At 56.3% G+C, this 13,230-nt stretch carries 14 protein-coding genes; 5 read left to right on the top strand and 9 right to left on the bottom strand.

Features of this window, described 5'->3' with window-relative positions:
- Positions 1 to 7: 7 nt before the first annotated feature.
- From Q675_RS24035 to Q675_RS24020, 4 genes are read left to right on the top strand one after another with little or no spacing between them, the layout of a single operon-like run.
- Positions 8 to 814, top strand: a complete 807-nt coding sequence (locus tag Q675_RS24035) for an enoyl-CoA hydratase-related protein (RefSeq protein ID WP_023010743.1) — start codon at positions 8 to 10, stop codon at positions 812 to 814.
- Positions 814 to 2,802, top strand: coding sequence for an acetyl/propionyl/methylcrotonyl-CoA carboxylase subunit alpha (locus Q675_RS24030; RefSeq protein ID WP_023010742.1), 1,989 nt, complete (start codon positions 814 to 816; stop codon positions 2,800 to 2,802). Before Q675_RS24035 ends, Q675_RS24030 begins: the two co-directional genes overlap by 1 nt.
- Positions 2,802 to 3,710 carry a hydroxymethylglutaryl-CoA lyase gene (locus Q675_RS24025; protein WP_022990984.1) on the top strand — a complete coding sequence of 303 codons (909 nt, stop codon included), beginning with the start codon at positions 2,802 to 2,804 and terminating at the stop codon, positions 3,708 to 3,710. Before Q675_RS24030 ends, Q675_RS24025 begins: the two co-directional genes overlap by 1 nt.
- A gap of 40 nt (positions 3,711 to 3,750) precedes the next feature.
- Positions 3,751 to 5,439 (top strand): AMP-binding protein, encoded by a 1,689-nt coding sequence (locus tag Q675_RS24020; RefSeq protein ID WP_023010741.1) that lies wholly within the window; start codon positions 3,751 to 3,753, stop codon positions 5,437 to 5,439.
- A 60-nt stretch (positions 5,440 to 5,499) separates the two neighbouring features.
- Here the strand turns inward: Q675_RS24020 and Q675_RS24015 are convergent, their stop codons facing one another.
- On the bottom strand, positions 5,500 to 6,765 hold the full coding sequence (locus tag Q675_RS24015; protein ID WP_023010740.1) for an MFS transporter: 1,266 nt from the start codon (positions 6,763 to 6,765) through the stop codon (positions 5,500 to 5,502).
- A gap of 239 nt (positions 6,766 to 7,004) precedes the next feature.
- On the opposite strand from Q675_RS24015, the gene Q675_RS24010 reads away from it, so the two are divergent.
- Complete coding sequence (locus Q675_RS24010; RefSeq protein ID WP_022990988.1) at positions 7,005 to 7,487, top strand: VOC family protein; 483 nt, start codon at positions 7,005 to 7,007, stop codon at positions 7,485 to 7,487.
- A gap of 72 nt (positions 7,488 to 7,559) precedes the next feature.
- Here Q675_RS24010 and Q675_RS24005 read toward each other — a convergent pair whose 3' ends face one another.
- The 8 genes from Q675_RS24005 to Q675_RS23975 form a co-directional block, all read right to left on the bottom strand.
- Positions 7,560 to 7,856, bottom strand: a complete 297-nt coding sequence (locus Q675_RS24005) for an antibiotic biosynthesis monooxygenase family protein (RefSeq protein WP_014420910.1) — start codon at positions 7,854 to 7,856, stop codon at positions 7,560 to 7,562.
- Between the two features lie 103 nt (positions 7,857 to 7,959).
- Positions 7,960 to 8,457 carry a PH domain-containing protein gene (locus Q675_RS24000; protein ID WP_023010739.1) on the bottom strand — a complete coding sequence of 166 codons (498 nt, stop codon included), beginning with the start codon at positions 8,455 to 8,457 and terminating at the stop codon, positions 7,960 to 7,962.
- A gap of 195 nt (positions 8,458 to 8,652) precedes the next feature.
- Complete coding sequence (locus tag Q675_RS38595; RefSeq protein ID WP_081698837.1) at positions 8,653 to 9,072, bottom strand: GFA family protein; 420 nt, start codon at positions 9,070 to 9,072, stop codon at positions 8,653 to 8,655.
- Positions 9,073 to 9,075: 3 nt separating this feature from the next.
- Positions 9,076 to 9,474 (bottom strand): hypothetical protein, encoded by a 399-nt coding sequence (locus Q675_RS23995; protein WP_227499506.1) that lies wholly within the window; start codon positions 9,472 to 9,474, stop codon positions 9,076 to 9,078.
- A gap of 47 nt (positions 9,475 to 9,521) precedes the next feature.
- Complete coding sequence (locus Q675_RS23990; protein ID WP_023010736.1) at positions 9,522 to 10,190, bottom strand: class I SAM-dependent methyltransferase; 669 nt, start codon at positions 10,188 to 10,190, stop codon at positions 9,522 to 9,524.
- Between the two features lie 41 nt (positions 10,191 to 10,231).
- Positions 10,232 to 11,140, bottom strand: coding sequence for an alpha/beta fold hydrolase (locus Q675_RS23985; protein WP_227499505.1), 909 nt, complete (start codon positions 11,138 to 11,140; stop codon positions 10,232 to 10,234).
- 69 nt (positions 11,141 to 11,209) lie between these two features.
- Entirely contained in the window at positions 11,210 to 11,806 is a 597-nt protein-coding gene (locus Q675_RS23980; RefSeq protein WP_023010734.1) for a glutathione S-transferase family protein, read from the bottom strand.
- Between the two features lie 409 nt (positions 11,807 to 12,215).
- Complete coding sequence (locus Q675_RS23975) at positions 12,216 to 12,845, bottom strand: LysE family translocator (protein ID WP_023010733.1); 630 nt, start codon at positions 12,843 to 12,845, stop codon at positions 12,216 to 12,218.
- Positions 12,846 to 13,230: the final 385 nt, after the last annotated feature.

Raw genomic sequence — 13,230 nt, 5'->3', positions numbered from 1 at the left:
CGCAGTCATGTCACAGCAAGACACAGCGGTTCTGCTGCACCAACGGGGCGATGGCGTCTCGGAAGTGGTGCTGAACCGCCCGGACAAACGCAACGCCTTCGACGACGTGATCATCCAGCAGCTAATTCAGGCACTGGAACACGTGGACCGGGATGAGCAAACGCAGATTGTCATCCTCCGGTCTGAAGGCAAACACTTTTCCGCCGGTGCCGACCTGGGCTGGATGCGCCGCATGGCGGACAACACCCGCCAGGAAAATCTGGACGACTCCCGGGAACTGGCCCGTCTGATGAACACCCTGAACCACCTGTCCAAGCCCGTGATCGGCCTGGTGCAGGGGGCGGCCTTCGGCGGCGCGGTCGGCCTCGCGGCCTGCTGCGACATTGTGCTGGCCACTGAAAAAGCCAGCTTCTGCCTGAGCGAAGTCAAACTCGGCCTGATTCCGGCCGTGATCAGCCCCTATGTGGTGCGAGCCATCGGCGAACGTCAGGCCCGGCGCTATTTCCTGTCGGCGGAAGTCTTCAGTGCACAGGAGGCCCAGCAGTATGGCCTGGTTCACATAGTGTGCGGAGACGAACAGGCCATGCATCGGCGTTGCGACGAGCTGCTGCTGCAACTTGCGCTGAACGGCCCCGAAGCCATGAAAGCAGCCAAAGAACTGGTCTTTGCCGTCAGCCACAAGACCATCACCTCCGAGGTGATTGACGATACCGCGCAGCGCATCGCCGATATTCGTGTGGGCGAAGAAGGCCAGGAAGGACTCAGCGCTTTCCTGAACAAACGAAAGGCCAGTTGGATTCCGGAGACACAATAATGTTTAACAAGATCCTGATAGCCAACCGGGGCGAAATCGCCTGCCGGATCATCCAGACGGCCCATCGAATGGGCATCCGCTGCGTGGCGGTCTATTCCGAAGCCGACGCCAACGCCCGGCACGTCGCCATGGCCGACGAGGCGTTCTACATAGGCCCAGCCCCCAGCTCCGAAAGCTACCTGCGGGCCGACAAGATTATCGAGATTGCCAAAGCAAGCGGCGCCCAGGCCATCCACCCTGGGTACGGTTTTCTGTCTGAAAACACCGATTTCGCGGAAGCCTGCGAGGCCAACGGTATCGTCTTTATCGGGCCGCCCTCTTCCGCCATTGCCGCCATGGGCTCCAAGTCCGCTGCAAAAGCGATCATGGAAAAAGCCGGTGTACCGCTGGTGCCGGGCTACCACGGCAAGGACCAGTCGCCGGACCTGCTGAGGGCTGAAGCCGAAAAATGCGGCTTCCCGCTGCTATTGAAAGCCGTTGCCGGGGGCGGTGGTAAAGGCATGCGTGTGGTCGAGAACATGGTCGAATTCGACGATGCCCTGGCCGCGGCCCAGCGCGAGGCGAAAAACGCCTTCGGCAACCCGGACATGCTGATCGAGCGCTACCTGACCCAGCCACGCCATGTCGAAATCCAGGTGTTCTGCGATCAATCCGGCAACGGCATCTATCTGGCCGAGCGGGACTGCTCCGTGCAGCGCCGGCACCAGAAAGTGCTGGAAGAAGCGCCCGCCCCCGGCCTCAGTGAAGACACCCGCAAAGCCATGGGCGAAGCCGCTGTGCGAGCGGCCCAGGCCATCAACTACGTGGGCGCAGGCACTGTCGAGTTTCTGTACGACGTGGACGGTTCCTTCTTCTTCATGGAAATGAACACCCGCCTGCAGGTAGAACACCCGGTCACCGAAATGGTCACCGGCCAGGATCTGGTGGAATGGCAACTGAAAGTGGCCTGGGGTGAGCCCCTGCCGCTGACCCAGGACCAGGTAAAAACCCGAGGCCACGCCATCGAGGCGCGTATTTACGCCGAAGACCCGGATCAGGACTTCCTGCCCGCTACGGGTACTCTGCGTTATCTGAGCACTCCGGATGAATCCGCCCACGTGCGGGTAGATACCGGCGTGACCGAAGGCGATGAAATCAGCATCCACTATGACCCGATGATCGCCAAACTGATCGTATGGGACGAGACCCGCGAACAGGCGGTCAACCGCATGGTTCAGGCCCTGGAGCACTACCGTATCGCCGGGCTGAAAACCAATATCCGGTTCCTGCACGCGGCGGTGGATGCGCAGCCATTCCGCGAAGCCGAGCTGACCACCAACTTCATTGCCACTCACAACGACCTGCTGTTCCCGAAATCCAGACTGGATCTGGACAAGGCACTGGTGCTTGCCGCTGGATTCATTCTGGAGCAACGCAAATCAGCGGAACCGGTTACCGGCGATCCCTGGTCGCCGTTCGGCCGCAAGAACAGCTGGCGCATGAACTCCGAATACGCCCAGCCTCTCACCCTTCAGGTGGGCGACGATAAACACGAGCTCAAGATCCTGGAACGGGATGACCGCTACCAGGTCTTCGTGGGCGGCAGCGTGTACCACCTGAACGCCAAACTGAATGACGATTACCTGCAGGCGGTGATCAACGGCCACCGGCTAAGCGTGCACGGCAACCTGCACAACGAAGAACTGGTGCTCTTCTACGAGGGCGATACCTTCAAGTGCACCGTATACCGGGAAACCTACGGGTTTGAGGAAATGGCCAGCGAAGGCAGCCTGGCGGCGCCCATGAACGGCTCCGTAGTGGCGATTCAGGCCCAGGTAGGCGACAAGGTAACGGCCGGCCAGACGCTGGTGATCATGGAAGCCATGAAAATGGAACACGCCATCAAGGCACCCGCCGATGGTGTGGTTTCCGAGATTTTCTACGCCGAGGGTGACCAGGTGGCCGAGGGTGCGGAACTCATCGCCATCGACACCGGGGAGGCAGAATAATGGCCTTTCCGAAGCAGGCTCGGTTGGTGGAAATGAGCCCCAGGGACGGGCTTCAGAATGAGCCCGGCGATGTGATCGCCACCGGGGTCAAAACCGGCCTGATCGACCGGCTGGCCGATTGCGGTCTCAGCCACATCGAGGCCGCCAGCTTCGTATCACCCAAATGGGTGCCGCAAATGGGCGACGCGGCCGCAGTGATGGCCGGCATCACCCGTAAACCTGGCGTTCGCTACTCGGCCCTTACCCCGAACCTGAAAGGATTCGAGGGCGCCCTGGCGGCCGGGGCCGACGAAGTGGCGGTATTCGGTGCGGCATCGGAGTCCTTCACCCAAAAGAACATCAACTGCACGATTGCTGAAAGCCTGGAGCGCTTTGCACCGGTGGTTGAAGAAGCCCGCAAACACGGCATTCCCGTGCGCGGTTACGTGTCTACCGTGATGGGCTGCCCGTACGAGGGCGATATCCAACCGGCACAGGTGGCCACCGTGGCCAAGGCCCTGTACGACATGGGCTGCCACGAAATTTCCCTGGGCGACACCATCGGCGTGGGTACGCCCCTGAAAGCCAAGCGCATGCTCGAAGCCGTGGCTGCCCATGTGCCCATGGACAAACTGGCGGCGCATTTCCACGACACCTATGGTCAGGCCCTGGCCAATCTGTACGCAGTACTGGAAGAGGGTGTAAGCGTGATTGACGCCTCTGTAGCCGGTCTGGGCGGCTGCCCTTATGCCAAAGGGGCCTCTGGCAACGTAGCCACCGAAGACGTGCTATACCTGCTTAACGGCCTGGGCATCGATACCGGCGTGGATCTGAACAAGCTGGTGAAAACCGGCGACTGGATCTGCGCGCAACTGAAACGTCATAACGGCTCTAAAGTGGGCCAGGCACTCGGGGGCCTGTGCCAGTAACTTTCCAGCCCTCAACTACAAAAACAATGGAGGCAGAGACATGAGCAAGACTCTCCCAAGTTACACCAGTGGTATCGCAGAAAAGCCACTGCTGGGCATGACCATCGGCGATATGCTGGACCGCACCGCCCAACAGTTTCCCGACAACGAGGCTCTGGTGTGCCTGCACCAGGACATTCGCTGGACTTACCAAGAGTTCGTCGACAAGGTGAACGAGGCGGCCCGGGCGTTCATGGCCATCGGCGTCAAGCGTGGCGACCGCGTGGGCATCTGGTCACCCAACCGTTACGAATGGACCGTTACCCAGTTTGCGACCGCGAAAGTGGGCGCCATTCTGGTAAACATCAACCCGGCCTACGGTGTGCACGAGCTGAAGTACGCCATGAATCTGGCCGGCATCAGCGTTCTGGTTACCGCCGACAGCTTCAAAACCTCCAACTACCGGGAAATGATCTACGAGCTGGCCCCGGAACTGAAACGCAGCGCACCCGGTAAACTCAAAGCTGACAACGTCCCCGATCTTCGGGCGGTCATTAACGTACACCCGGATAACCACGAGGGTATGTGGACCTGGCAGGATTTCCTGGGCTTTGCCGGCGAGGTATCAGAAGCCGATCTTGCCAAGCGCCAGAATGAGTTGCAGTTCGACGACCCCATCAATATCCAGTTCACCTCCGGTACCACCGGCAACGCGAAAGGCGCCACGCTCACCCACCACAACATTCTGAACAACGGCTATTTTGTTGGTGAAAGCCAGCGCCTGACCGAGAACGACCGGCTGGTGATTCCAGTGCCGCTCTACCATTGCTTCGGCATGGTGATGGGCAACCTGGGCTGCATCACCCATGGCACCGCCATGATCTACCCGAGCGAAGGCTTTGACCCGAAAACCGTACTCCAGGCGGTCCACCAGGAAAAAGCCACGGCCTTGTACGGTGTCCCCACCATGTTCATCGCCGAACTGGCCGACCCGGAGTTCGACAGCTACGACCTTTCCACCCTGCGCACCGGCATCATGGCAGGTTCCATCTGCCCCGCCGAAGTCATGAAGAAGGTCAACGGCAAAATGCACATGAAAGAAGTGCAGATTGCCTACGGCATGACGGAAACCAGCCCGGTTTCCACCCAGACCAGTTCCCTCGACCCGTTCGAGAAGCAGGTCACCACCGTGGGCCGCACCCAGCCGCACCTGGAAACCAAGATTGTCGACCCGGGCACCGGCAACGTCATGCCCCGCGGTGAGATTGGCGAACTGTGTACCCGCGGCTACAGCGTAATGCTGAAGTACTGGAACAACGAGGAAAAGACCCGCGAAGCCATCGACGATGCCGGCTGGATGCACACCGGCGACCTGGCGACCATGGACGAGGATGGTTACATCCAGATCGTGGGCCGCATCAAGGACATGGTGATCCGCGGTGGTGAAAACATCTACCCGAAAGAGATCGAAGAGTTCCTCTACACTCACCCGGCCATTGAAGAGGTGCAGGTAACCGGTATTCCGGACGAGAAGTACGGTGAAGAGCTGATTGCCTGGGTGAAACTGCGGCCCGATGCAGACCCGGTAACCGCAGAGGACCTGCAGGCCTTCTGCAAGGGCAAGATCGCCCACTTCAAGATTCCCAAAAACTACAAGTTTGTGGATGCATTCCCGATGACCGCGACCGGGAAGATCCAGAAGTTCAAGATGCGGGAAATCTCGATTGAGGAAATGGGACTGAAGCAATAATCGAATACCGCCCAACCCCAGGAAACCCGGCCAAGGCCGGGTTTCTGCTATCTGTGAAACCTAATGCTTGCTCATACGCTTGTACCGGTAGGGCTCACCCTCTTCATTCTGCAGTTGATAATCGTAGGCGGCCTGGAGCCCGGTTTCGTCTTCCGTCTCGTCCTCCGGTTCCTGCTCCAGATAGCGCGGGTATAGAGGTGAAAACATGGCCACGACAATGCCAATGGCGCAGAAGAACCCAAAGGCATCGGCATAGCCCACCTGCCCCACCAGCATACCGACCACAGGCGAGCCCGCTGCCTGTCCCAGAGACACCGCCATGAATGGCAGCACCGGCCCCATGGACAGCCGCCCCGGCAACAAACGAATCCCTGTCATCAGGTACAGCCCGGTCAGACTCATATAGGCCAGCCCGAACACCAGGGCTGAAAACGCTGCCAGCGGCAGGTTGTCTGGACTGGCAGCCAACAGAGCCAGGCTCGCCGCAAGCATCATCAACATCAATGCCTGGGTGATCGGCGGGTTATTGCGGTCTGCCAGATCGGCAACCACGGCACCACCCAGGCCAGCAACCCCGACGCCCAGCCACAGCCAGGCGGTGGAATCGGAACTCATTTCACCCAGGTTCACCACCAGGTCGGGCGCGAAAATCCAGTAGGCCGCCGAGACAAACCCCATCATGAAGCCAAAGATCGAGAGCCGTAACAGGCGCCACCACTGCAAAGCCGTGATCGCCGGCGGTGGCGCTGCGTTAGATGGCATCACCCGTGAAACTGAAGGCAGGAAAAACCAGGTGGCAAACACCCCGATCAGGGCAAGAACGGCAAAAGACGCGTAGGTATAGCGCCAGGCCCCGGCCAGAAAAAGAACCGTGGGCACCGCGACCATCACCCCCACGCTGGTACCAGCATTCATCACCGAGCTGACCCGGCCATGCATCGAGCGCCGCACCAGTGCCTGCATGGCCGCTGTCAGGGCAGGCATCATCAGGCCCGTGCAGATACCACAGGCAAATACGCCCAGCCCCAGTGACAGGGCACCGGCCGACTGACTGATCAAAGCCAGTCCGACTACCCCAAAAACGCCGGAGGCCATCGCCGTATTCCGGGCGCCGAGACGGTCGGCACACCAGGGCGCCACCACCGACGTCAGTGCAAAACTGATCAGAGGGAGTGCACCGATGATACCGATCACATGGGGCGACAAAGACAGATCCGCACGAATGGGCGGAACAAACAGACCGAAGGCGAAGCGCGCAAGACCGAAGCTGATCGCAATCAACCCCGCGCCCAGTAATGCGAATGCTGTGCTTGAGGGAAACCTCATGCCACCTCCGCTGACTGAAAATCATGGTAAACCATGTATTCAAATGTCAGCGTAGTCGCCAACCTCAGCCAGCGACAACTTTGATTTACTTCCCACCATTCCCCTGCTGAGCTCAAACACTCGGTAAAGGCGCACGCCGCTCGCTTTCTGGATAGTTGCCAATAGCCGTTGTCGATTTCGACCATTCCCAACCGACTAGACTCATAGACACAAACCAAACGTCCAGGAGGGTTATTGCAATGACACATCCGAAAAATACCATTTGCCTCTGGTTCAACGGCCAGGCTGAGGAGGCCGCCCAGTTTTATACCAGCATCTTCCCCGATTCCTCAGTTGGCAGGATATTGCGCGCACCCGGGGACTATCCCGCCGGATCCAGGGGCGACGTCTTAACGGTCGAATTTACGGTGCTTGGCGTTCCCTGTCTTGGGCTCAACGGCGGCCCCGCCTTCCAGCATAACGAGGCCTTTTCTTTCCAGATTGCGACTTGGGATCAGGAAGAAACAGATCGCTATTGGCATGCCATAGTCGATAACGGGGGCGAGGAAAGTGCGTGCGGATGGTGCAAAGACAAGTGGGGACTTTCGTGGCAGATAACCCCCGTGGCCCTTACTGAGGCGATCAATAACCCGGACCCCAGTGTTGCCAAGCGTGCCTTCGACGCCATGATGACCATGGGAAAAATCGATATTGCTGCTATCGAGGCAGCGGTTGGCCCCTGAGAGCCACACCTGGATCAAGTGATGGGAGCAAGAAACGCCACTGGCTGGTCGATTGACGCTTTGCAGCCAGAGCTAACGGGTAAAGTCTTCGACTTCCTCATAGTGCGTCACTGAAACGCGCTCCCCCAGTGCCCGCATGCCCACCATCTGCGCAGGGTTTTCCCCGCTCCAGAATGCTTTCCAGCTTTCCACGGAATCCCATTTCGCGACGGTGAGCACCTCGGTTTTGTCCTCAGGACTGCGGAGCATAAAGCTACCCAGGGCTCCGGGCACGGTTTCATGGATATGGTTGGTGGTGCGAACCCAAACCTTCTTGAAGTCCGCGAAGTTCTCTTCCTTAACTTTCCAACGATAAACAACCCGAATCATACTGCCTCCTGCAGTTCCCTGGAAATCCCGAGGAGCTTATGGTCATTCAGGAGTCCTGAGCGGCCACTGCACAACCTTTTTAAACCCGTCCACGTGGATTTTACTAGACGTCATATCCCATGCTCTCGATCTTATCGAGCAGCAATCCATGGCCGTTTAGATAGATTGAGATTCTAATCGTCCTCCCATGGCGAAAACGAAGAACGTACCAATGCAGATGCTTGTTAAAGCTTATGCTTCTTAACTCGCTCCACGTAAACCGCCGTTTACCCTGCCAAAGGCTTTGAAACGTCAGGGACTCATCATCAAAGCAACCTCTGGTCCAGATCACCTCGGCCCATCCATAAATCGCGAAGGCGCCAAACATCTCCAACATCAGGATGATGGGGATATCCTGACCGCCATGGTCAACAAAAAACAACAACCAGAGCATTCCTGCCGCAATCAGCGTAGACGCCAAGCTGGTCAATATAAGGAACCAACCGAAGAAAAGCTTACCGCCGGTCTCAGCAGTTGATGATCTCTTTGCCGCATTGCTGACGATATAGTAGGTCAGAAAACTACCCACCACGCTGATTACAATCTTAGCCAAGACTTCCATGTTTGCCTTGAATCCAAATAGTTACAGGCGGGAGAACCCTGAGAACACCTTCAGCGGCTCAATGCCCCCCCGAACCTGGAGATGGAATTACCAATTACCTACCCCGCTGTTGCCAAGCCTGCCTTCGACACCATGATGACCATGGGAAAAATCGATGTTGCTGCTATCAAAAAGTTCAGTGGAGGCTAGAACGAGCTACAACATACTATCAAGCGTTTCCAAGCTTTCAGGCCCGCCGGCCAATCGCACACACCGAGCCGATTCTTCTTCCCAGGATGCAGCAGACTCTGTGTGAAGATGAACAGATATCTTCGACGTAAGAGTCTCTCCCAACAAACCAGCAGGAATCCAGACCATCCCGCTGTCCCTCAGACTATTAGGAACCGGACTACCACAGACCGAGCAAAAATCGCTTCTGAACCCACTGGGCTTCTTGTAACTGCGTATACCACTCTCACCGGAAACCCAACGAAAGGCATGCTCATTTACAAAAGTTGCGGCATTCGCCGCCGCTCCAGTGGCTTTTCGGCAGAGCGAACAGTGGCACTGATAAAGGTTTCGGATTTCCTCTGTGATTTCAAACTTTACACTTCCACAGAGACATTCGCCTTTCATAGATCATTCCTTTCGCCAGCTACCCCGTTCCCGGACTAATACCTCATCCCGGTTACGTATAACTTCAAGCAATCCATCCTGATGCACGTAGTACGCGGTATTTCCATTCTCAAACTTATACCCGAGAAAACGGCAGGGAGTATCGCCGTCGGCACAGAGTGTATGCCAGGAACTCCCTTCCAGCATGATGCTATTTCCTGTTGCCTTGCTTGTACCGTGATAGGTCATTTGGTTGCACGAAACCTCGCCTTCAGCGCAGCGAGATTCTATATTGATGATGAACCTCTCTGTTGCCAGCTCCGCCGCCGAGGCAGAAAACGAAAAAAAAGCGATGACAATGAGCTTTTTCATATGCGGCTTAACCCGTTGATTACGAGGGGCATCTCCCAGTTCTGAACTCACAGCATAGTCTTCAGTTATTCATAAAATTGCGGTGTTGCTCTTCTTTTTTATTCCACTACGACCAGAAGAGACAAAGGCAGCTCCGTGGATGGGTGACGAGGCTCGGTTAGTTCTATGATGGAGTAACCGCAGTCCCGGAACAACGCTACCCAGGAGCCGAGCGTGCGAAAGTACCAGGGCATGGATTGCCATGTTCCCGGGAAATCCCGAAAATCCTCATTGCGCCAACCGTCGAGATAGGGGCCGCTCACCAACCAGGGATGCACCGTCTGCATGACCATTCTTCCCCGAGGAGCAAGCAACGGCCGGAGAGCCCGCAATAACCCGGCCACGTCTTCATGGAGGATCGCGAAGTTCACAGACACCACATCAAAGTCGTGGCCTATCTTCCGGGCATCGTCGACAAGCTCAGAATAGGTACAGACGTGGAATCGTCCTCCCCCAAGGGACCGGGCCGCTTCAATCAACCCGGGGGAGCCGTCCACCCCGACGCAATCAACACCATGACTGGCGAGCGCCCGTACCAGCCAACCTTCTCCGCACCCCAAGTCAAGCACCCGCCTCGGATGTTGGGCGAGCACGGCGTTGACCATGGCCTGGTCAGTCACCAGGCGGCGACTCTCTATATCGCCGTCGCGGACCGCCGAGGTCCAGAGTTCGGCATTCGTTATCCAGCTTTGCGCCAACTCGGATGGTTTATTGGAGCGGTTGCTCATTCAGAATTCCCGCGTGCCACCAAGCATGCCCTGCCCGGCAGTTAAATGGGTTTACTGCCCTTTTCCTCGATCGAATCAATGGCCTGTTTCAAAAGCTCATTGAACGCCTCAGGCCTTTCCAACATCGGGAAATGGCCAGCATCCTCAATGTACATAAGCTGGTAATCATCAATGTGTTTTCTATTCTCTTCCACCGCTGTCGGCCATAACCTGGCGTTTATCGAGATGACGGGCACCCTGACTTCATCAAACGCAGTGGCCGCTTCGCCAGTGACATATCGCCCGAGATAGTTTCGGAAAGCGTTCAAGGCAATGGCCTTTGGCGCAGAAGACATATCTTCTTTCACCCAGGAAACCAATGGCTCATCGGCACCTTCAGGAAACATAGGTGCGACAAAATCCTTTACCGCCGTCGTAAAGTCAGCCTCAAAGGGCTGAGCCATTTCATCAACGACACTTTGGGGAATTCGCTCCGCAACGTTCTGTAAGGTATCAACCCCTATCACACCAACAACTCTGGCCGGCATCAATCTGGCTGCTTCGGCAATCACCGCACCGCCCATCGAATGCCCTACAAGAATGGCACGTTCAATGCGCTCTTGATCGACAATGGCCTTCACATCGTGAGCGAAAGCCACCATCGAATAATCAGAGCGGCCAACCGATGAGTGCCCATGGCCCGCCAGATCAACCGTAATCACCTGATAATCGCCGGCAAACGCCGGTATTTGTTGCTGCCAGTAGCGTCCATCACAACTCCAGCCGTGGATAAACACCAGAGCCGTTTTTCCACTCCCGACCACGTCATAAGCGATTCGTTCTGAGTCAGAAGACAGGGCAACCTTGTGCCTGACAGGTATCTGGTGAGAGGCACAGCCTGTCAGCAGGAGGAAAGACAACAAAACCAACACTATCGATTTATGCATAAACAATCCCTTTGGTTCATACAAGGCTGTTGTTAAGCGCCCGACGCGGGCATCCGGTTCACTGGATTGGACAGCTCAGAAAAGCCAATGGCCTCAGGCCATCGGCTTGAAATTCGGCAACGAAGCCACCCGTTTCAGCCATGCCAGAATCGCCGGATAGTCTGCCAGTTCAAAGCCGCCCTCGTGAGCTACGTGGGTGTAGGCATAAAGCGAGATGTCTGCCGTGGTCGCATGCTCCCCTGTGAGATAAGGGGTTTTCTGAAGCTGCTGCTCCATCACTCGCAACGCTTTGTGGCCGCCGGCTTGCTTCGACGCATATTCCGCAGCTCTGTCATCAGGCAGCCCAAGGTACTTATTGATGAAGCGGGCTACCGCGATATAAGGCTCATGGCTGTATTGTTCGAAAAACTGCCACTGCAGGATAAGCGCTTGAGCCAACCCGCCCTCAGGGTATAGCGCCGATCCGCCTGCCAGGAAGTTGATAATGGCGTTGGACTCGGAAAGCGTCTCGCCCTCATCGAGCTCCAGCAGAGGTATTTTGCCATTGGGGTTCTTTCGCAAGAACTCGTCGGACCTGGTGTCGCCAGCCAGAATATCGACCTCAATCCACTCGTGGTCGATGTTCAGGAGGTTGCACACCAGCTGAACTTTGTAGCAGTTGCCGGATTTGGCATCACCGTAAATTTTCATCTGCTCTCCTTACCGCGCCCCACAGGAGCACCCGATGTATGCTCCAGTCCGGAACGAACTACAATAACTTGTTAAGTGATTCCAGGCTGTCAGGCCCGCCATCCAGTAGCTTTGCGGCATAACGAGCAGTGGCATTGATAGAAGTTTCGAATCTCCTCCTCAATTGCGAACTTCACGTTTCCGCAGAGACACTCACCTTTCATCAATCGCTCCTTTGGCACTTTAGGCTGGGCTCATTCGGCAGCCGATTGACCCCAGAGGAATCTCAGGATATTTCAGCCATGGCGGCAGCATCTCAAACTCCATTGCACTGCTCCTTTGTTCCCGAAAAACTCCGCATATCGCCCGGGCTTTGAGACATACCGCAGAGCCAGCGAAGGTGCGTCCGACAATAGCCATTTATTTGCGTCTACACGGCTGGACGCTTGGCTAGCAACGCCCACACACCAGCTGACGAAAGCAGAGCTCCACCAGCAAAATTAAACCTACGCTGCGCTTTGGTCGATACAAGCAGCCGGCGAGCAGACGATGCGAAAACCGTATAGAGCGTGGCATTGATTGTCGCCAAAGCTACAAAGGTGACTGCAAGCAACCACATTTGGAGTACCCCGTTTTCGCCCGGCGTAATGAATTGCGGTAAAAAGGCCATGAAGAAAACAATCCCCTTTGGATTGAGCGCAGTTACCAGATACGTGTTGGTGAACAACTTCAAGTGCGAGGCGTCAGACGTGGGCTCCGCCATTGCAGTGGGTGAAAATCCTGCCCTGAACAATTTGATACCAAGATAGAGCAGGTACATACCACCTGCTACTTTTACGGCTGTGAACCAAAAAGCAGATACAACAAGCAACGCCCCTAAACCCACGAGCGAAGCAAACAGCGCGGTGGAGTCACCAAGTGCAACGGCCGCTACCAGAGGAACATTGGCTCGACGACCATGGGTTACTGAATAGCTGATGACGGCCAGAATCGTCGGGCCAGGAATCACCAATAGAACAACCGATGCGACGACAAACGCCATCCATGATTCGATCGCCATGAATCTTTCTCCTGAAAACTAACGCCTGAAGGCAGCGCCCTTTCCATGGCGCCGAAGGAGCTATGGAAAGGGCGTCCGGCGGAGGCCGCAGTCCCGAACGAACTACAACAATTTGTTAGGGCTTAGTCTGCGCCTCGATTGATGTAGAAGAACTTCAGAGAACACATTGTCGCAGACGCCCCTAAGAAAAGCGTGATTGCAACGAGCAATGGTTTAATGGCATCGCTTGAGCCAAAGATCAGCAATAGACCCGAAATGACTCCAATCAGCACTGAACATAGGGCAACTGCCAGTGAGATCCTATTGATAAGATCGAGCACGCTCGATGAACCAGACATGAAAATCCCCATGTAATGTGGAATAATGTTAATGGCCAATTAAAATG

Source organism: Marinobacter sp. EN3, from assembly GCF_000475315.1.
GTDB classification, from domain to species: Bacteria; Pseudomonadota; Gammaproteobacteria; order Pseudomonadales; family Oleiphilaceae; genus Marinobacter; species Marinobacter nauticus.
The sequence above is the reverse complement of the archived record's forward strand: the minus strand, read 5'-3'. Positions and strand labels throughout refer to the sequence as shown.

What these genes read in the sequence shown, in the direction of transcription:
- Q675_RS23975 (WP_023010733.1), bottom strand. Translation starts at nt 12,845, where the DNA reads ATGGCGATCGAATCATGGATGGCGTTTGTCGTCGCATCGGTTGTTCTA.
- Q675_RS38595 (WP_081698837.1), bottom strand. Translation starts at nt 9,072, where the DNA reads ATGAAAGGCGAATGTCTCTGTGGAAGTGTAAAGTTTGAAATCACAGAG.
- Q675_RS23990 (WP_023010736.1), bottom strand. Translation starts at nt 10,190, where the DNA reads ATGAGCAACCGCTCCAATAAACCATCCGAGTTGGCGCAAAGCTGGATA.
- Q675_RS24035 (WP_023010743.1), top strand. Translation starts at nt 8, where the DNA reads ATGTCACAGCAAGACACAGCGGTTCTGCTGCACCAACGGGGCGATGGC.
- Q675_RS24030 (WP_023010742.1), top strand. Translation starts at nt 814, where the DNA reads ATGTTTAACAAGATCCTGATAGCCAACCGGGGCGAAATCGCCTGCCGG.
- Q675_RS24025 (WP_022990984.1), top strand. Translation starts at nt 2,802, where the DNA reads ATGGCCTTTCCGAAGCAGGCTCGGTTGGTGGAAATGAGCCCCAGGGAC.
- Q675_RS24020 (WP_023010741.1), top strand. Translation starts at nt 3,751, where the DNA reads ATGAGCAAGACTCTCCCAAGTTACACCAGTGGTATCGCAGAAAAGCCA.
- Q675_RS24010 (WP_022990988.1), top strand. Translation starts at nt 7,005, where the DNA reads ATGACACATCCGAAAAATACCATTTGCCTCTGGTTCAACGGCCAGGCT.
- Q675_RS23980 (WP_023010734.1), bottom strand. Translation starts at nt 11,806, where the DNA reads ATGAAAATTTACGGTGATGCCAAATCCGGCAACTGCTACAAAGTTCAG.
- Q675_RS24015 (WP_023010740.1), bottom strand. Translation starts at nt 6,765, where the DNA reads ATGAGGTTTCCCTCAAGCACAGCATTCGCATTACTGGGCGCGGGGTTG.
- Q675_RS24005 (WP_014420910.1), bottom strand. Translation starts at nt 7,856, where the DNA reads ATGATTCGGGTTGTTTATCGTTGGAAAGTTAAGGAAGAGAACTTCGCG.
- Q675_RS24000 (WP_023010739.1), bottom strand. Translation starts at nt 8,457, where the DNA reads ATGGAAGTCTTGGCTAAGATTGTAATCAGCGTGGTGGGTAGTTTTCTG.